Below are 18000 nucleotides of genomic sequence, written 5' to 3'. Positions count from 1 at the left end.
GAATTGATACCCAATTCACCACATACCATGGATTGGGAGCAACCAGATGAAGCTGATTACTGCGATTATCAAACCCTTCAAGTTGGACGATGTGCGTGAAGCCGTCGCCAGTCTGGGAGTCGAAGGACTGACAGTGTCCGAGGTCAAGGGGTTTGGCCGCCAGAAAGGGCACACCGAATTATACCGGGGAGCCGAGTACCAGGTCGACTTCTTACCCAAAGTGAAGCTGGAAATTGCGACGGCCGATGACAACGTCGAAGGGGTCATAGAGGCGATCTGCAAGGCGGCGTACACTGGCAAGATCGGCGATGGCAAGATTTTTGTCTACGATTTGTTGCAGGCGGTGCGCATTCGTACCGGTGAAAGCGATGACGAGGCGCTCTGATCGCTCGGGTGCCCTGGCGGCTTGAGCATGGGTAACCCTGTTTCGGATTGCCAGACCGGACGGGTTGCCGATAGGTAGTCGTTGATTGACTCCATGGTGGGGCTGGATAGGATTCTATCCGGCCCTTTTGTTTGCACGGCGTTTAAATATGTGATCCCGCACTCGATGTTTTCTTGATCCGGTTGGCGAGGCCAATGCAAAATACAAACAGCAATGGTTATCACTCGATATAGCAACTCAAGGAATGGATGATGAAAATGAAGATGCTGGCACTGGCTTTTTCTACCCTGGCTGCTCAGGGGGCGTTGGCGGCAGGAGAGGTGAATGTCTACTCCAACCGTCAGGATGAACTGATCAAGCCCATCATCCAGCAGTTCGAGAAGGAATCGGGCATCAAGGTCAACGTGGTGTTCGCCAAAGAGGGGCTGAACGAGCGTCTGGAGCGGGAAGGCAAGCTCTCTCCGGCTGACCTGATGCTGACCGTAGACATCAGCCGTCTGACCGATCTGGTGGACAAGGGGCTGGTGCAGCCGGTAGACAGCAAGATACTGCAGGAGAATATCCCTTCCATCTATCGTGACCCGGAGAATCGCTGGTTTGCCCTGACCACCCGGGTGCGTGCCATCTATTCGAGCAAGGAACGCCTCGGCAAACTCGACACCATCCGCTACGAAGATCTGGTAAAGCCTGAATTCAAAGGGAAAATTTGTACCCGTAGCGGCAAGCATGAGTACAATGTGGCGCTGGTCTCCTCCATGATCGCCCATCACGGCATGGCGGATGCAAAAACCTGGCTGGAAGGGGTCAAGGCCAACCTGGCGCGCAAGCCGCAAGGCAACGACAGGGATCAGGTCAAGGCGATCAAGGATGGCATCTGCGATCTGTCCCTCGGCAACAGCTACTACCTGGGTGCCATGTTGAAAGATCCGGCTCAGAAGTCCTGGGCTGATGCGGTCTACATCAACTTCCCGAACCAGGCTGACCGTGGCGCCCACGTCAACGTGAGCGGCGTGGCCATGACCAAGCATGCCAAGAACAAGGAAGCCGCCCAGAAGCTGATGGAGTTCCTGGCTGGCGATACTGCACAGCACATGTATGCGGACGTGAATGCCGAGTACCCGGTCAAGGTCGGGGTCGAGCCTTCCGCCATGGTCAAGTCCTGGGGCAGTTTCAAGTCTGATCCCATGCCGGTCAGCGAGTACGCCAAGCACCGCAAGGATGCCTTGCAGTTGCTGGATGAAGTAAAATTCGACTTGTAATCAGATGGGGCCAAGGGCCCCATCCACTTCTGTGGTCTCATGAAAAATTGTGGATGGATTGTCAGCAGTTGGGCCACCGCCCTCCTGCTGGGTTTGCCGGTACTCGCCCTTATCTTCTCAGCCTTCTCGGCAGACGGAGACCTGTTTCGCCACCTCGCCGATACTGTGCTGCTCGATTATCTGGCCAATACGCTGGGACTGGTGGTGGGCGTAGTGCTGCTCAGCCTGTTGTTCGGCGTACCTACCGCCTGGCTGGTAGCCATGTGTCAGGTACCGGGGCACCGTGCCATGCAGTGGGCGCTGATGCTGCCCATGGCCATGCCCTCCTACATCGTTGCCTACGTCTACACCGACCTGCTTGACTACTCGGGGCCGCTGCAGGCGGGGCTGCGCACCCTGTTTGAGTGGAGCAGACCGGCGGATTACTGGTTCCCGGCCATTCGATCCCTGGGGGGCGCCGCCTGGGTACTGGCGCTGGTGCTCTTTCCCTACGTCTATCTGCTGGCCCGCGCCTCGTTCTTGGAGCAGTCGGTCAGCCTCATTCACTCCAGCCGCTTGCTCGGCTGCACCCCCTGGCAGAGCTTTCGCCGCCTCAGTTTGCCGTTGGCACGCCCCGCCATCATGGTGGCGGTTTCCCTGGTAGCGATGGAGACCCTGGCCGACTTTGCCACTGTCCACTTCTTCGCCATCAACACCCTGACCACGGCGGTTTATGATACCTGGCTCGGCTATGGCAGCCTGGCCACCGCTGCCAAGCTCTCCTGCATGATGCTGCTGGCCGTGGTGCTGCTCATCGCGCTGGAGCGCCGCTCCCGCCAGCGTCAGCAGGTGTTTCAGAAATCCATGGGTCATGAGCAGCCGCTGCGTTATCCACTCAAGGGGATGAGTCGCATTCTGGCCGGACTCTGGTGCTGGGGACTGGTGCTGGCCGGTTTCGGCCTGCCATTTGTCATCCTGCTCGATTACGGCGTGCGCTATTTCGAACTCTCCTGGACGCCGGAGTTTGTCCGCTTCGCCGGCAACAGTCTGCTCATCTCGGCGCTGACCGCCCTGTTGGCCATGGCCATCGCCCTGCTGCTCGGTTTCTTCCGCCGCCTTGATGGTGGCGTCAAGAGCCTGCTGCCCCTGCGCATTGCCGCCATGGGATACGCCATGCCGGGTACCGTGCTCGCCATCGGCGTGCTGGTGCCGCTGACAGCCCTCGATTTTGGTATCAATGATCTGGCCGAGTGGCTTGGGGGGCAGGGGCCTGGCTTGCTGCTGACCGGTACCCTCACTGCCATCGTATTCGGCTATCTGGTGCGCTTCGTGGCCATTGCCATCGGTTCGGTGGAGAGCAGCATGGGCAAGATCTCCCCCAGCCTCGACATGGCGGCCCGTTCCCTGGGACAGGGAGATGGCGGTATGCTGCGGCGGGTTCATCTGCCGCTGGTGCGACGGGGTCTGTTTGCCGGTGCCATGCTGGTATTCATCGAATCCATGAAGGAGCTGCCCGCCGCCCTGCTGCTGCGGCCGTTCAACTTCGATACCCTGGCGACCCACGTCTATCAATTTGTCTCGGACGAGATGCTGGAGCGCGGCGCCCTGGGGGCCATCGTTATCGTGCTGGTAGGGCTGTTGCCGCTTATCTGGGTCAACCGCAGCCTGGATAGTCAGGGGCACTGAGTCTGCAGATCACTCCCTGAATTGTTGTCCGGCGCAGGTCGGTCTGAATCAAAAGAATATGAGGAAGTCAGCCGTGTCTTGCTTGCAGGTTGAGAACGTCAGTTGCCGTTATAACGGTCGCAATGTGCTGGAACAGCTGTCTCTGTCGGTGGCCGACAACGAGATTGTCTGTCTGCTGGGGGCCAGTGGCTGCGGTAAAACCACGCTGCTCAAGGCCATTGCAGGCCTGTTGCCGCTGGCCGAAGGGGAGATCCGCCTCGGTGCTACCCTGCTGGATGGGCCGGGCGTCAGCGTGCCACCCGAGGCGCGCAACATCGGCATGATCTTCCAGGATTATGCCCTCTTCCCCCATCTGACGGTGGCCGACAACGTCGGTTTCGGGCTGACTCGCCTTGATCGCCCCGCCCGTCAGCAGCAGGTGGAGGAGGCGCTGACGCTGGTCAAGCTGCAGGGGCTGGGAGATCGCTATCCCCATCAACTCTCTGGCGGGCAGCAGCAAAGGGTTGCCATCGCTCGCGCACTGGTGTGCAAGCCGAAGTTGATGTTGCTGGATGAGCCCTTCTCGAACATAGATACCCAGGTGCGGATGAAGCTGATCCTCGAGATCCGCACCCTGCTCAAGCAGCAGGGGATCGGCGCCATCTTCGTCAGCCACAGCAAGGAGGAGGCGTTTGCCTTCGCCGACCGGCTGGCTCTGTTTCGGGCTGGTCATATCGAGCAGGTAGGACAGCCGGAGCAGCTTTATCGCCGCCCGCAGAACCGCTTCGTTGCCGAGTTTTTGGGCGGGGTGAACTATCTGGCCGCCGAGGTGGTGGACAGTCACTGTGTGCAGACGGCGCTCGGGGTTATCTGTGGCAGTGAGCCTCATGGTCGCAACCTGGGCGAGCTGCTGCAACTGATGCTCAGACCCCAGCAACTGTTGCTGGAGGCCGTCGTGGACGGCGAACTGACTGTGCTGGAGCAGCAGTTTCTCGGTCATCACTGTCGGGTGTTGTTCGAGTGTGGCGGTCAGCGACTGGAGGCTAGCATAGGTGAGCCACTCGGCGGGGATCGCGCTCGGGTCAAGGTCGCGCCCCATGGGTTGGTGTTGTTTGAACCAGTGCAGTGAACAACTTGATATCGTTATGAAATCAATGAATTGAATTCACTCTGGTTTATAATCGCGCCACGCTAATGCCTATACAGGGGAGAGACAAATGAAAGCCCAAGCCGGGATCTGCGCAGAGCCGAATCTGCACGCCCTCTATCTGATGTTCAATCGCACAGGAGAGGCGACCGCACTGGTTGCCCGTCTGGCCAGCGTGCCTGCCCTGTGGGAAGCGGTTGCCGCCGATTTCCCCGATGCCGGTTTCACCGGCCTGGTTGCCGTCGGCGCCGATGCCTGGGATGACCTCTACCCTGTGGCCCGTCCGCCCCAGTTTCGCGGCTTTATGACGCAATCAGCCAACGGTCAGCAGGCGCCAAATACGCCGTTCGACCTCTTCGTGCAATTGCGTGCCGATCGGGTCGATGTTTTGCATCACGCCGGTCAAAGGGTGATGGCGCTGCTGGCCGGACTGGTGGCGCTGGTGGAAGAGGTGCGTGGTTTCCGCAATCTGGATTGCCGGGACCTGACCGGCTTCGTCGACGGCACCGAGAACCCGCAAGATGAACACCGCGCTGAGGTGGCCTTGCTTGAGGGTGGCGAGTTTGCCGGTGGCTCCTATGTCCATGTGCAGCGTTGGGTACATGCCATGAGCGACTGGGAGAAGCTCGCCCTGAAGGAACAGGAAGATATCATTGGCCGCACCAAGCGCGACAACATCGAATACGAGTCGGCCGACAAGCCGCTGACCTCCCATATCAAGCGGGTCAACCTCAAGACGCCCAAGGGTGAATCCATGGAGATACTGCGTCAGAGCATGCCCTGGGGAACCATGACGGAGCAGGGACTCTATTTCATCTCCTGCTGCCGCACGCCGTTGCACTTCAATGCCATGATGGCCAGCATGTACAAGGGGGAGGGCGGCCATTTCGATCACCTGCTGCGCTTCACCACGGCAGTGACTGGTGCGGCCTTCTTTGCCCCCTCGGAAGATTTTCTGGTGGCACAGGGTCAATAAGTCAGCATTTACCTGTGCGCAGAAAACAAAAATCCCGGCCTTGGCCGGGATTTTGCGTTCTGGCGGTACCGCTAATAGGCGTTGGCCTGCGCATTGGCTGACATTAAGGGGTCTGTTCGAACAGCTCGAGGGCGGAGAGATAGAGCTCTTCGATATCGGTGTCGCTGGTCGGAGTGATGAAGATGGTGTCATCACCGGCGATAGTGCCGAGGATCCCTTCTGCCTTGCCGAGTGAGTCGAGCAGGCGGGCGATCAGCTGGGCTGCACCCGGGCTGGTGTGGATCACGACCAGAGCGCCGTTGTGGTCGACGTCGAGTACCAGGTTCTTGAGCGGGCTGGAAGTGGTGGGTACACCCAGTTCCACCGGCAGGCAGTAAACCATCTCCATCTTGGCATTGCGGGTGCGAACGGCGCCGAAGCGGCTCAGCATGCGCGATACCTTGGACTGGTTGATGTTTTCGAAGCCCATCTCTTGCAGGGCAGTCACTATCTCTGCCTGGGAGCCAAATCGTTCTTCTTTCAGCAAGGCTTTAAAGGCCTTGGCCAGTTTTTCTTGCTTGTCGTTGTGTTTCATCTTGGACTCACGAATGAGGAGGTGTGGCTGCCTGTCACGCTCAGGCGGCAGATATGAACAGCGTGCCCATTTTGCATTCATGTGCCTATTTTTGCAAGGAAGCGGCGGTTGTTCTGCATATTGATTCAAAATTAGCTTGCATCCCCCCATGTTGGGGCTAAAATCGGGACGAAATTTTGAAAACTTATTCAATTGGGCTGTATGGGTATTGAACTAATCGGTATCGCAAAATCCTGGCACAAGGTGCCGGTACTGCAAGATGTCAGCTTTCGGACTGAGCCCGGTGAAACCTTGGTGCTGCTGGGCCCGAGCGGTGCTGGCAAGAGCTCGCTGCTACGCATGATGAACTTGCTGGACACGCCGGATGCCGGCGTATTGCGCATCGGTGAAAGTGAATTTTCTTTCCCGTCCGGCCTGTCTGCTGCCGAATTCAACCGCCAGGCGCAGGCACTGCGTCGCAAGGTGGGCATGGTGTTCCAGCAGTACAATCTCTGGCCACATCTGACCGTGATGGAGAACCTCATAGAGGCACCCGTCAAGTTGCTCGGCATGAGCAAGGCCGCGGCTATCGAGAAGGGCGCCTACCTGTTGACCCAGTTGCAACTGGCCGACAAGCGTGATGCCTGGCCTGCCCGCCTCTCGGGTGGTCAACAGCAACGGGTGGCCATTGCCCGTACCCTGATGATGGATCCGCAAGTGCTGCTGTTTGACGAGCCGACGGCTGCACTCGATCCCGAGATCACTAAAGAGGTGGCCGAGATCATCCGCAATCTGGGCCAGACAGGTATTACCCAGGTGGTGGTGACCCACGAGGTGGAGTTTGCCCGCAAGGTGGCCAGTCAGGTGATTTATCTGGAAAAGGGGCGGATCATCGAGTCCGGCACCGCCGCTATTTTCCAATCCCCGCAAACCAGCCGGTTTGCCGAATTCTTGATGCATTGATATTCAAATCGATAAGGAAGCTGTCATGAAAAAGAGTCTGTTGCTGGTTGCTGCCATGGGTTTGCTGAGCACCTCAGTGCTGGCCAAAGAGATCAAGTTCGCCACCGAGGCGACTTATGCACCGTTCGAATACCTGGACGACAAAAACGAGTTTCAGGGCTTTGACATCGACCTGGCCCGTGCCATCTGTACCCAGGTCAAGCTGGAGTGCAGCTTCCACAACCAGGCCTTCGACAGCCTGATCCCCAGCCTCAAGTTCCGTCGTTATGACGCTGCCATCGCAGCCATGGATGTGACCCCGGAGCGGGCAGCCCAGGTCGACTTCTCCGACATCTATTACGAGAACTCAGCCGTGTTCGTGGCCAAGAAAGGGACCTTCAAGGGGCCGGAAGACTTGGTCGACAAGACGGTCGGCGTGCAGAATGGTTCCTCCCATCAGTCCTATCTGGTGGATAACTGGATCAGCAAAGGCTTGCTGACAGTGCCCTATGCCAGCTACCAGAGTGCCTTCCTCGACATGATGAATGGCCGTACCGATGGTGTGTTTGCCGATACTGCCGTGGCGGCCGACTGGCTCAAGCAGCACAAGGAGTACGTCGTGATCGGTGCGCCTGTAACCGATGCCAAGTACTTCGGTACCGGCTTTGGCATCGCAGTGGCCAAGGGTAACCTGGAGCTGCTGACCCAGCTGAACAAGGGGCTGGCCGAAATCAAGGCCAACGGCACCTATCAGAAAATCTTCGACAAATACTTCGCGCAGTAAGCCATGTTGAGCCTGTTGTTGGATGCAGCCTGGATGACCCTCGGGCTGGTCTTGGCATCACTGGTCGGTGGCATGGTATTGGCGCTGGGATTGAGCGCCGCCGAGCTGAGTAAACAGCCTTGGCTGGTGTGGCCTGTGGCTACACTGACCACCTTGATCCGTGGCTTGCCCGAGCTGTTGGTGGTGCTGTTCATCTACTTCGGCTCGACCCAGGTGCTGTTTCTCATCACAGGCGAGTATGTGGAGTTCAGCCCGTTCGCCTGTGGCGTGCTGGCGCTCTCTCTGCTGTTTGCCAGCTATGCCACCCAGACTCTGCGGGCGGCACTCAATGCGGTGCCCGCCGGACAGCGGTTGGCGGCGCTGGCGCTCGGTCTTGGCAAGGGGCATATCTTCTTTCGCATCGTGTTGCCCCAAGCCTGGCGTCATGCCCTGCCGGGCCTCGGCAATCAGTGGCTGGTGTTGCTCAAGGATACTGCGCTAGGGGTGAACGAGATGATGCGTCAGGCCCAGATGGCCTCGGCCAGCACCTATGAACCCTTTACCTGGTATGCCGCCGCGGCCCTCATCTATCTTGCCATCAGCTTGGTGAGTGAATTCGGACTCAAGCAGGCTGCCCGCTATACCCGCCGCTACGGAGGTTGACCATGCAGGACTATTTCACGACTCTGCTGGGGGGATTAGTGATCACCCTGCAACCGACCGTCTTCAGTCAGCTGAGTGAATTCGGGTTTAAGCAGACAGCCCGCTATACCCGCGGCTACGGAGGTTGACCATGCAGGACTATTTCATGACTCTGCTTGGTGGTCTGGCGATCACCTTGCAATTAACTGCTCTCAGTCTGCTGCTCGGCGTACTGATGGCGGCTGCCATGACATGGGTGCTGGAGCAGCGCATTCCGGTGGCGACCCAGCTGGTACAGCTGTGGGTACTGATCTTCACCGGCACGCCGCTGCTGATCCAGATCTTCCTCATCTACTACGGGCCGGGACAGTTTGAGTGGCTCAAATCCGGGCCGCTCTGGCCTCTGCTCAAGCAGCCCTGGTTCTGCGCCGTGCTGGCCCTTGGTTTCAACACCGCGGCCTATTCAACCCGCTTGTTCAAGGGGGCGCTCGATGCCATTCCGTCCGGTGAGGTGGAGGCGTGCCGCGCGCTCGGCTTTTCGGCTGGACAGACCCTGTGGATGAAGGTGCGCCATGCTGCGCGGCGACTGGTGCCTGCCTATTCCAACGAGGTGATCCTGGTGCTCAAGGGGAGTTCACTCGCCAGCACCATCACCATCATGGATGTGATGGGCCTGGCCCAGCGCCTCAACGCCCAGACCTATGACACCCTGGCTGTGTTTACTGTGGCCGGTGCGCTTTACCTGACCATGAACGGATTGTTAACAATTGGGTTTCGCTGGTGTGAACGGCGAGCCCTGGCATTCCAGGCCTGAGCACGGTAGATCTACCTCTTTGTGGTAGGTGTAAATGCGGGAAATCTGTGCTTCTCCTCTGATTTTTGCATTTCCCCCCATTTTTATGCGCCGCCTGTTTATTGGCTCACAGAACCCGTGATTGCAACTGTTATCAGATTGTTTTTTATGGGGGGATCCATTAAGGTTGGGCCCACAACAAGAAACAACCTTAAACCTACGCTTAAACATGGAGTTGATCATGAAAGTTGCCGTTCTGGGTGCCGCCGGTGGCATCGGCCAAGCCCTCGCTCTGCTGTTGAAAAATCGCCTTCCTGCTGGTTCCGAACTGAGCCTGTATGACATAGCCCCGGTCACTCCGGGTGTGGCGGTCGATCTGAGCCATATCCCGACTGACGTGAAAGTAAAAGGTTTCTGCGGTGAAGATCCGAGCCCGGCTCTGGTCGGCGCCGATGTGGTGCTGATCTCCGCCGGTGTGGCGCGCAAGCCCGGCATGGATCGTTCCGATCTATTCAATATCAACCCCGGTATCGTCAAGAATCTGGTCGAAAAATGTGCCGCCTCCTGCCCGAAAGCGCTGATCGGCATCATCACCAACCCGGTCAACACCACGGTCGCCATCGCGGCTGAAGTGCTGAAAAAAGCCGGTGTCTACGACAAGCGTCGCCTGTTTGGCGTCACCACCCTGGATGTGATCCGCGCCGAGACCTTCGTGGCCGATGCCAAGGGTTTGAATGTCGACAAGGTGCGTGTCAACGTGATCGGTGGCCACAGTGGCGTGACCATACTGCCGCTGCTGTCCCAGATCGAAGGGGCTTCCTTCTCTGCAGAAGAAGTGGCAGCCATGACCAAGCGTATCCAGAACGCCGGCACCGAAGTGGTTGAAGCCAAGGCCGGTGGTGGTTCTGCCACCCTCTCCATGGGTCAGGCTGCCTGCCGTTTTGGGCTGTCGCTCATCAAGGGTCTGCAGGGCGAAGCCAACGTCATCGAGTGCGCTTATGTGGAAGGGGATGGCAAGCACGCTACCTTCTTCGCACAGCCCATCTTGCTGGGCAAGAATGGCGTCGAAACCGTACTGGACTACGGCAAGCTGAGTGCCTTCGAGCAAGAGGCGATGGAGGGCATGCTGGCCACTCTGAAAGCCGATATCCAGCTGGGTGTCGAGTTCGTCAAGTAAGCCGCATGGCTGACAACAAGGGGAGCTTCGGCTCCCCTTTGTCATTGCTGCAGGGTGCTGACGGTGACGGGCTAAGGGGATGGGCCTGGCTGCCGATAACAGAGAGCAGCAGGAGAACCTTATGATGAAACCCCTTACCCTTTTTGGCCTTGCTTGTTTGCTGACGACCCAGGCACAGGGCGCGGAGCCACAGGTATCCGCCGCCGCACCTACGGCAAGCAGTGCAGTTTCCGTGGCAGAGTCAGCGATCGCATCCCCGCCTGCGGTTTCCGCTGCCGAGCCGGTGGCTGTGTCTCAGCCTGCGGTTTCCGCCGCCGGACCGGTCGCGTCATATCAGCCTGAGGTCTCTGCAGCCGGGCCAGCAGCACCACTGCCAGTCGCTCCTTCAATGGCGCAGCCAGCTGCGACTGCCACAGCGTCGGATGGCGGACTTTCTCCAACCAGTCAACCCATGACCAGCACGCCGACGAGCGGTGTAGATGACAGCGGCAACCTGCAGGCTGTGCCCCTCTATCGTCAGGACGAGCTGCTCAACTGGATTGAACAGGGGCGTCATTTACAGCAGGTAAAACAGGACAGATGCCAGCTCACCCAGGATATCGAGGTGCGGGCCGAGGTAATGAAGGTGCCTGCCTATCAGTTCCTGTGGGGAGACATGCTGGCTTGGGGAGTGTGCATCAAGCCCAATGCGGAGCTCGGGGTCAAATTCATGTGGGAGGCAGCCAATCAGGGGTTGGCACCTGCGCTGGAACAGCTTGGCCGTTATTACTGGAAGGGCACCCTGGTGCAAAAAGATCTGCTCAAGGCCGAAACCCTGATGCGTGAAGCGGCCAGCCTGGGGTTTCAACGGGCACAGGTAGAGTGGGTCGAGATGTTGCTGCAGGGGCTGGGCAGCCCGCTGGATTATGAAGAGGCGTATCACTGGCTGCACAGCACTGTCATTGGTGACAAGGCCTTGCATCAGAAGGCGACCAGCCTGCTGAATCGACTGGGCAACCGCATGCCTGCCAACGCCATTGCCCGTGCCAAGGCGATGCGTTAAATAAAAATGACCCACAGGTTTTCACCTGTGGGTCCGGATCCGGCCGCCGTGCCATGACAGGCCGGGTCCTCACTGCTTTATATGGTGCAACCCCGATTAAAGATCCTGGTGGGGGCCAAAAACTTCGTAGTGCAACTGTTCGGTCGGGATACCCGCCGCGCCGAGTTGTGTCTTGATCCCCCGCATGAAGCCGAGCGGGCCGCAGAAGTAGTAGTGGGCCTGCGGTACCAGCAACTCGGATACCTCACTCAAGTTCATGATACCGCTGAAGTCATAGTCCTTCCCTTGCTGATCCTGATCACTTGGCTCCCGATACCAGACCCGGCTCTGCAGCTTCTGATGCTGTTGGCGTTTGCGCTGGATATCCTCCTTGAAGGCATGCAGCGAACCCCGTTCACAAGCGTGCAGCCAGCAGACATCGGCATCATGGCCCGTGCTCAGCAGTTGGTTGAGCATGCTCAGCATGGGGGTGAGGCCCACGCCGGCTGAGAGCAGCACCACTGGGGTGCTGGCGCTGGCTTGCAGGAAGAAATCACCGGTTGGCGGCATCAGATCCACCTTGTCACCGACTTGCAGATGGTCATGCAGCAGGTTGGAAACCTGACCCTGCGGCTCGCGCTTGACGCTGATCCGGTAATCGCGACCATTGGGTGCATCGGAGAGGGAGTACTGACGGATCTCCTGATATTCCAGTTCCGGGTGGTTGAGCTGGATGCTGAGGTACTGGCCCGGCTTGAAATGCAGCACGGGTTTGCTATCGATCGGCGCCAGCATGAAGGAAGTGATGAGCTCGCTCTCGACCCGCTTCTCTTTGATGATGAAGGGGCGGGGGCCTTGCCAGCCACCGATCTCGCTCGCCTTCTCCTGATAGATCTCGCTCTCCCGGCCGATGAAAATACTGGCCAGTACCCCATAAGCCTTGCCCCAGGCATCCAGCACTTCGTCGGTGACTTCACTTCCGCCCAATTCTTTGAGCGTGGCCAAGAGATGACTACCTACAATGTGATATTGTTCCGGCTGGATCATGAAGCCCGTGTGTTTGTGGGCGATACGTTCTACTGCACCTGCCAGGGCCCCCAGGTTGTCGATGTTCTTGGCATAAGCCGCCACTGCGTTGAACAGGGCCAGCGGTTGGCCGCCGCTGCGCTGGTGAGCCAGGTTGAAAATATCCTTCAGCTCGGGGTTGTGACTGAACATGCGCTGATAGAAGTGCTGGGTGAGTGCAGGGCCCGCCGATTCGAGCAAAGGTATGGTGCTTTTGATGACGGCGATGGTGGCTTGATCTAACATAAGGGGTCCTTTCTAATTAAACATTTAAAATGTCACTTAATAAGCTGCATCCTAGATGTTTATTTGATCTGGATCAATAATCAATTTTCCGCGTGATGCGACACAGGCCCTATGAGACTAACTAGCTATACCGATTTTGGATTGAGAGCCCTGCTCTATCTGGCGACCTTGCCACAGGGGGAATTGTCGAGCGTGGCCAAGGTTTCCGCCTTGTATGACGTCTCTCGCAACCACATGGTGAAGGTGGTGAATCAGCTGGTGAAGCTGGGTTATCTGCAGTCACAGCGGGGCAAGAATGGCGGGATCCGCATGGCTTGCACGCCAGAGACAGTCAATATTGGCCAGGTGATCCGTGCGCTGGAGGGCAACCTGGACGGCATCGACTGCAACTCGCCCGTTTGCCATATCGTCTCTGTCTGTCTGCTGAAAAGTGCCCTGAAGGAGGCGATGAACGCCTTCCTAGCGGTGATGGACAGCTACACGCTGCAAGACCTGCTGGCCAATCGCGACGAGCTGCAGAAGGTGTTCGGTGAGCTGATCCCGACCCTGGTGCTGGAACCAGAGCTCGACGACGAGAATGAGTGAGATAAAAAAGGCTGCCATCGGCAGCCTTTTTTCAATCTTCGAAACCCGATACGTTGCGGTATAAGTCTGGCATGATCCGCGCCATCTTCACCATGTTGTTCTCTACTTCCATGATCTCGATGGGATAGCCAGCCAGCCGCAGGCTGATGTTGGGCTGGGGGATCTCCTCCAGATATTCCAGAATTGCGCCATTGAGGGTTCTCGGCCCGTCGATGGGCAGTTGCCAGTTCATCTCCTTGTTCAGTTCGCGGATGCTGGCCGAGCCTTCCACCAGGAAAGAACCGTCCGGCTGAGGATGGATCTCGTCGCTGGGGGTGGGAGTAATAGTGGTGGTGAAATCACCCACTATCTCTTCCAGGATGTCGTCCAGGGTGATCAGCCCTTGAATGTCACCGTACTCATCCACAATGAGGCCGATCCGCTCCTTGTTGCGCTGGAACTTGGCCAGCTGCACATTGAGCGGCGTCCCTTCCGGGATGAAGTAGATCTCGTCCACTTCCCGCAGCAGGCTCGACTTGTTGAACTGATCCCTGGCCATCAGCCGCTGCGCATCGCGGGCGTGCAGAAAGCCCACCACGTCATCGATGTTGTCGCGATAGAGCAATATTTTGGTGTGGGCACCGTGGGCCAGCTGGCGCAGTATGCTCTTCCAGTCATCGTTGATGTCGATGGCGTAGATCTCGCTGCGTGGCACCATGATGTGCTCCACCGTCATCTTGTCCAGGTCCAGGATACTGAGCAGCATCTCCTGGTGGCGCTGGGGGATGAGACTTCCTGCCTCGTTGACTATGGTGCGCAGCTCTTCGGTATTGAGAGCGTCATTCTTGTTGGGAGTGACTCGCAGCAGCTTGAGCAGGCCGCTGGTGATGCCGTTGATCAGCCAGACAAAGGGATAGAGAGGCACCATCAATCCCTTGAGGATCCAGGAGGCTGGATAGGCCACTCGTTCAGGAAACATGGCCGCCAGGGTCTTGGGGGTGACTTCGCCAAACACCAGCACGACCAGGGTCAGGCCAAAGGTGGCAATGGCAACACCCAGATCGCCAAACAGCCGGATACAGACAATGGTGGCGATCGCCGAGGCGAAGATGTTGACCAGGTTGTTGCCGATCAGGATCAGGCCCAGTAGACGATCAGGTCGGGCGAGCAGCTGTTCGACACGGCGTGCGGCTTTGTGTTTGGTCTGTGCCAGATGACGCAGCTTGTAGCGGTTGATGGACATCAGGCCAGTTTCGGAGCTGGAGAAGAAGGCGGATAGAAGGATCAAGATAACGAGGACAATCAGTAATGTACTCGTTGAGATACTGTCCAAAAAGGGCTCCTGTTGGGGCTAGATAATGAGTAAAAAAGATGGGTATCAGCTCAGCAGCACTTCTTTGACGAAGCGGCTGCCGAAATAGGCCAGTGTCAGGATGACACTGCCGACAAGACTCAGGGTAATGACCCTGCGACCACGCCAGCCACGAGTATGGTGACCCCATAACAGCAATACATAGACGCACCAGGCAAGGATCGAGAGGATTGCCTTGTGGGATTTACCCTGCGCGAACATGTCCTCCAGAAAGAACAGACCGGAGGCGATGGAAAGTGTCAGCAGAAACAGGCCCGCCGAAATCAGCTGGAACAGCCGTTTCTCTACCGTCATCAAGGGAGGCATTGACGGTAGCTGGCTGATCTTGCGGGATTTCAACTGACGGTCCAGACAGGCGAGTTGCAGTGCAAACAGGCAGGCGATCATCAGCACCGAATAGGCCATCAGCGCGAGACCTATATGCAGCAGCAACTGGGGATGCGCTTCCAGATGGGTGATATAGCGACCCGGTATCAGGGCACTGGCGGCCAGCAGCAGGGCTGAAAAACTGTAGACCACGGGCAGCAGGATCCAGCCGTTGAAGCGACGGGTGACGCACGTCATGAAGCAACTGATGATGAGGCTGACCAGAGACGCGACGTTGAGCATGCTGAGATTCTGGCCGGAATGGGTCACCAGCACTTCGCTGGCCACAGACGCGCCATGGGCGACCAGAGCCAGTCCTATGCAAGCAAACAGGGGCGCTTGCCCGACTTGTTTGGCATTGAGCAGCAGGTGCAGCGAGGCGACGATGGCGAGCAGATAGAATGCCAGGGCCAGAATAGAGATCACGATCATAACCAGGTCGTTGTTGAACAAGCGATTGGAACAGGAGTGGCAGTATACCTTGCACAAGATATGCTCGCCAGTTGTGCTACCGCCGATCTGCCCATATATAGGCAGCAGGCTACCGCTTTGCGCGGTGAATAATTGTCCTCCAGCGCTACCTCACGCTGGCTGAGGTATTATAATGCCCCCATTTGTTAAGCTTGCCCGTTAGCTGGCTGATGACCGCCACGAGCGGTGAATAATCGTCCTCACAGGGCTGACTGGGGTATAATCCCCCCAGTTGTTACGCCAAGAACCGGAATGCGTCATGTTTGAGAATTTGACTGAACGACTCTCGCGCACCTTGCGCAATGTCAGTGGCCGTGGCCGGCTGACCGAAGAGAACATCAAGGATACCTTGCGCGAAGTGCGCATGGCGCTGCTCGAGGCGGACGTCGCCCTGCCGGTAGTGCGTGACTTCGTTGCCCGCGTGAAAGAACGTGCCGTGGGCCAGGAAGTGGCCAAGTCCCTGAGCCCGGGCCAGGCCTTCATCAAGATAGTGCACGGCGAGCTGGTCTCTGTGATGGGGGAGGCCAATGAACAGCTCAACCTGGCTGCCCAGCCGCCTGTCATCATACTGATGGCGGGTTTGCAGGGTGCCGGTAAGACCACTACGGTTGGTAAACTGGCCAAGTTGCTCAAAGAGCGAAGCAAGAAGAAGGTGCTGGTCGTCAGTGCCGACGTCTATCGCCCTGCGGCGATCAAGCAGCTGGAAACCCTGGCAAGCGATGTCGGCGTCGACTTCTTCCCGAGTGATGCCAGCCAGAAACCGGTCGATATCGCCACCGCAGCCATCGATCAGGCGCGCAAGAAGTTCTATGACGTTGTGATCGTGGATACCGCCGGCCGTCTGCACGTCGACAGCGACATGATGGACGAGATCATCCATCTTCACGCCACCATCAAGCCGGTCGAGACCCTGTTCGTGGTGGATGCCATGACGGGTCAGGATGCCGCCAACACTGCCAAGGCGTTCAACGAGGCGCTGCCGCTCACCGGCGTTATCCTCACCAAGGCCGACGGTGATGCCCGTGGTGGTGCCGCCCTTTCCGTGCGCCATATCACCGGCAAGCCGGTCAAGTTCATCGGTATGGGTGAGAAAACAGACGCGTTGGAGCCATTCCATCCGGATCGCCTCGCTTCCCGCATCCTCGGCATGGGCGATGTGCTGTCGCTTATCGAGGAAGTGGAGCGCACGGTCGACAAGGAGAAGGCAGCCAAACTGGCCAACAAGGTCAAGAGTGGCAAAGGCTTCGATCTGGAAGACTTCCGTGAACAGTTGGCCCAGATGCGCAACATGGGCGGCATGATGGGCATGCTCGACAAGCTGCCGGGCATGTCCGGCCTGCCGGATAACGTGAAAGATCAGATGGATGACAAGCTCACAGTGCGGATGGAGGCCATCATCAGCTCCATGACGCCCAAGGAGCGTGCCCATCCTGATCTCATCAAGGGTTCCCGCAAGCGCCGCATTGCTGCGGGCTCCGGCATGCAGGTGCAGGATGTGAACAAGCTGCTCAAGCAGTTCACCGAAATGCAGCGCATGATGAAAAAGATGTCCGGCAAGGGCGGCATGCGCAAGATGATGGGGCAGATGAAGAACATGCTGCCGCCCGGATTTGGTGGCGGTGGTCGCGGTCCGTTCTGATTTTCCTGCTTGTCAGGCAGAAAGGCTCACCGAGGTGAGCCTTTTTCATGCCAACCCTTGCGCAAAAAATAGCTGGCTTGGTTGCAATTATTACGAATCCAAGTAGAATTACGCGGCTTATTTTAAGCTAGGGTCTGCGTATTTGCAGGCCTTGTTCATTAGATGTTTATGAGGACGATATGGTAACCATTCGTTTACAACGTGGTGGCGCGAAAAAGCGTCCGTTTTACCAGGTAGTAGTTTCTGACAGCCGTTGCGCCCGTGACGGTCGCTTCATCGAGCGCGTTGGTTTCTTCAACCCGGTCGCTTCTGGTTCTGCTGAAACGCTGAATCTGGACCTGGCTCGTATCGAGCATTGGGTTGCTACTGGTGCCGCTGTTTCTGACCGCGTTGCCAAGCTGATCAAAGACGCTACCAAAGCTGCTTAATCAGCCCAACGGTAAGGAGTTAAGGTGGAAAAACCTGTAGTTCTGGGCACTCTGGGTACCGTTTATGGCATCAAGGGCTGGCTTAAAGTGAACTCCTTCACCGATGTTGCCGAAGCGATTTTCGATTACAACCCCTGGATGATCAATCAGAACGGGGTGTGGCGTGAACTCAAGGTTTCGGCCTGGAAACGTCACAACAAGGGTCTGATTTGCAAGATCGATGGTATCGATCTGCGTGAAGATGCCCTGGCATTGACCAATGTCGAGATTGGCGTACCCGCTGATCTGTTGCCTGCGTTGCCTGAAGGTGAGTTTTACTGGCGTGACCTGATTGGTTGCTCGGTATCGACCACCAAGGGATACGACCTGGGCAAGGTGACCGAATTGATGGAAACCGGCTCCAACGATGTGTTGGTGGTTGAGGCCAATGTAAAAGATGCCTTTGGCGCGAAGGAGCGGTTGATTCCGTTCCTGGAAGAGCAGGTGATCAAGCATATTGATCTGACTGCTCGAACAATCGAAGTTGATTGGGATCCTGGTTTCTAGT

20 protein-coding genes are annotated in these 18000 nt (G+C 57.6%); 16 read left to right on the top strand and 4 right to left on the bottom strand.

The annotated features are described in order from the left end of the window. Positions 1-46 precede the first annotated feature (46 nt). The 5 genes from glnK to AXW79_RS07425 all read left to right on the top strand — a co-directional run bounded on the left by glnK (position 47) and on the right by AXW79_RS07425 (position 5411). Positions 47-385, top strand: a complete 339-nt coding sequence (gene glnK, locus AXW79_RS07445) for a P-II family nitrogen regulator (protein ID WP_005313561.1) — start codon at positions 47-49, stop codon at positions 383-385. 251 nt (positions 386-636) lie between these two features. Further along, a complete protein-coding gene (locus tag AXW79_RS07440; protein ID WP_005313559.1) occupies positions 637-1644 on the top strand; it encodes a Fe(3+) ABC transporter substrate-binding protein in 1008 nt (335 codons plus the stop codon). Between the two features lie 39 nt (positions 1645-1683). Beyond that, positions 1684-3309: an ABC transporter permease gene (locus tag AXW79_RS07435; protein WP_005313557.1), complete on the top strand. Its 1626-nt coding sequence runs from the start codon at positions 1684-1686 to the stop codon at positions 3307-3309. 73 nt (positions 3310-3382) lie between these two features. Next, positions 3383-4417, top strand: coding sequence for an ABC transporter ATP-binding protein (locus AXW79_RS07430; RefSeq protein WP_042467599.1), 1035 nt, complete (start codon positions 3383-3385; stop codon positions 4415-4417). An 88-nt stretch (positions 4418-4505) separates the two neighbouring features. Further along, a complete protein-coding gene (locus AXW79_RS07425) occupies positions 4506-5411 on the top strand; it encodes a Dyp-type peroxidase (protein ID WP_005313552.1) in 906 nt (301 codons plus the stop codon). A 103-nt stretch (positions 5412-5514) separates the two neighbouring features. On the opposite strand, the gene argR is transcribed toward AXW79_RS07425, so the two are convergent. Next, positions 5515-5985, bottom strand: a complete 471-nt coding sequence (argR, locus tag AXW79_RS07420) for a transcriptional regulator ArgR (protein ID WP_005308670.1) — start codon at positions 5983-5985, stop codon at positions 5515-5517. Positions 5986-6186: 201 nt separating this feature from the next. Between argR and AXW79_RS07415 the strand changes: the two genes are divergently transcribed. The 7 genes from AXW79_RS07415 (at position 6187) to AXW79_RS23185 (ending at position 11323) form a co-directional block, all read left to right on the top strand. Further along, the gene (locus tag AXW79_RS07415; protein WP_005313549.1) at positions 6187-6927 is read left to right on the top strand and encodes an ATP-binding cassette domain-containing protein; all 741 of its coding nucleotides are present in this window, start codon (positions 6187-6189) and stop codon (positions 6925-6927) included. 25 nt (positions 6928-6952) lie between these two features. Next, a complete protein-coding gene (locus tag AXW79_RS07410) occupies positions 6953-7690 on the top strand; it encodes a transporter substrate-binding domain-containing protein (RefSeq protein ID WP_005313547.1) in 738 nt (245 codons plus the stop codon). A 3-nt stretch (positions 7691-7693) separates the two neighbouring features. Continuing rightward, the gene (locus tag AXW79_RS07405) at positions 7694-8332 is read left to right on the top strand and encodes an ABC transporter permease subunit (RefSeq protein WP_043151121.1); all 639 of its coding nucleotides are present in this window, start codon (positions 7694-7696) and stop codon (positions 8330-8332) included. A 2-nt stretch (positions 8333-8334) separates the two neighbouring features. After that, complete coding sequence (locus AXW79_RS23945) at positions 8335-8460, top strand: hypothetical protein (protein ID WP_276326307.1); 126 nt, start codon at positions 8335-8337, stop codon at positions 8458-8460. 2 nt (positions 8461-8462) lie between these two features. After that, positions 8463-9125, top strand: a complete 663-nt coding sequence (artM, locus tag AXW79_RS07400; protein ID WP_005313537.1) for an arginine ABC transporter permease ArtM — start codon at positions 8463-8465, stop codon at positions 9123-9125. 220 nt (positions 9126-9345) lie between these two features. Further along, a complete protein-coding gene (gene mdh, locus AXW79_RS07395; protein ID WP_005313534.1) occupies positions 9346-10281 on the top strand; it encodes a malate dehydrogenase in 936 nt (311 codons plus the stop codon). A gap of 451 nt (positions 10282-10732) precedes the next feature. Beyond that, positions 10733-11323 carry a tetratricopeptide repeat protein gene (locus AXW79_RS23185; RefSeq protein ID WP_005313532.1) on the top strand — a complete coding sequence of 197 codons (591 nt, stop codon included), beginning with the start codon at positions 10733-10735 and terminating at the stop codon, positions 11321-11323. Positions 11324-11419: 96 nt separating this feature from the next. Here the strand turns inward: AXW79_RS23185 and hmpA are convergent, their stop codons facing one another. After that, positions 11420-12613 carry an NO-inducible flavohemoprotein gene (gene hmpA / locus AXW79_RS07385; RefSeq protein ID WP_005313528.1) on the bottom strand — a complete coding sequence of 398 codons (1194 nt, stop codon included), beginning with the start codon at positions 12611-12613 and terminating at the stop codon, positions 11420-11422. Between the two features lie 111 nt (positions 12614-12724). On the opposite strand from hmpA, the gene AXW79_RS07380 reads away from it, so the two are divergent. After that, positions 12725-13198: an Rrf2 family transcriptional regulator gene (locus AXW79_RS07380; protein WP_011898345.1), complete on the top strand. Its 474-nt coding sequence runs from the start codon at positions 12725-12727 to the stop codon at positions 13196-13198. 31 nt (positions 13199-13229) lie between these two features. Here the strand turns inward: AXW79_RS07380 and AXW79_RS07375 are convergent, their stop codons facing one another. Together AXW79_RS07375 and AXW79_RS07370 are read right to left on the bottom strand one after the other, a co-directional pair. Then, on the bottom strand, positions 13230-14510 hold the full coding sequence (locus AXW79_RS07375) for an HlyC/CorC family transporter (RefSeq protein WP_005313520.1): 1281 nt from the start codon (positions 14508-14510) through the stop codon (positions 13230-13232). A 45-nt stretch (positions 14511-14555) separates the two neighbouring features. After that, the gene (locus AXW79_RS07370) at positions 14556-15347 is read right to left on the bottom strand and encodes a cytochrome C assembly family protein (protein ID WP_011898346.1); all 792 of its coding nucleotides are present in this window, start codon (positions 15345-15347) and stop codon (positions 14556-14558) included. Positions 15348-15645: 298 nt separating this feature from the next. On the opposite strand from AXW79_RS07370, the gene ffh reads away from it, so the two are divergent. The 3 genes from ffh to rimM all read left to right on the top strand — a co-directional run bounded on the left by ffh (position 15646) and on the right by rimM (position 17999). After that, a complete protein-coding gene (ffh, locus tag AXW79_RS07365; protein WP_005313515.1) occupies positions 15646-17025 on the top strand; it encodes a signal recognition particle protein in 1380 nt (459 codons plus the stop codon). A gap of 179 nt (positions 17026-17204) precedes the next feature. Beyond that, positions 17205-17453 carry a 30S ribosomal protein S16 gene (rpsP, locus tag AXW79_RS07360; protein ID WP_005313512.1) on the top strand — a complete coding sequence of 83 codons (249 nt, stop codon included), beginning with the start codon at positions 17205-17207 and terminating at the stop codon, positions 17451-17453. 24 nt (positions 17454-17477) lie between these two features. Further along, a complete protein-coding gene (rimM, locus tag AXW79_RS07355) occupies positions 17478-17999 on the top strand; it encodes a ribosome maturation factor RimM (protein WP_005313510.1) in 522 nt (173 codons plus the stop codon). Position 18000: the final 1 nt, after the last annotated feature.

It is taken from the genome of Aeromonas salmonicida subsp. salmonicida, assembly GCF_001643305.1.
Taxonomy (GTDB): domain Bacteria; phylum Pseudomonadota; class Gammaproteobacteria; order Enterobacterales; family Aeromonadaceae; genus Aeromonas; species Aeromonas salmonicida.
The sequence above is the reverse complement of the archived record's forward strand: the minus strand, read 5'-3'. Positions and strand labels throughout refer to the sequence as shown.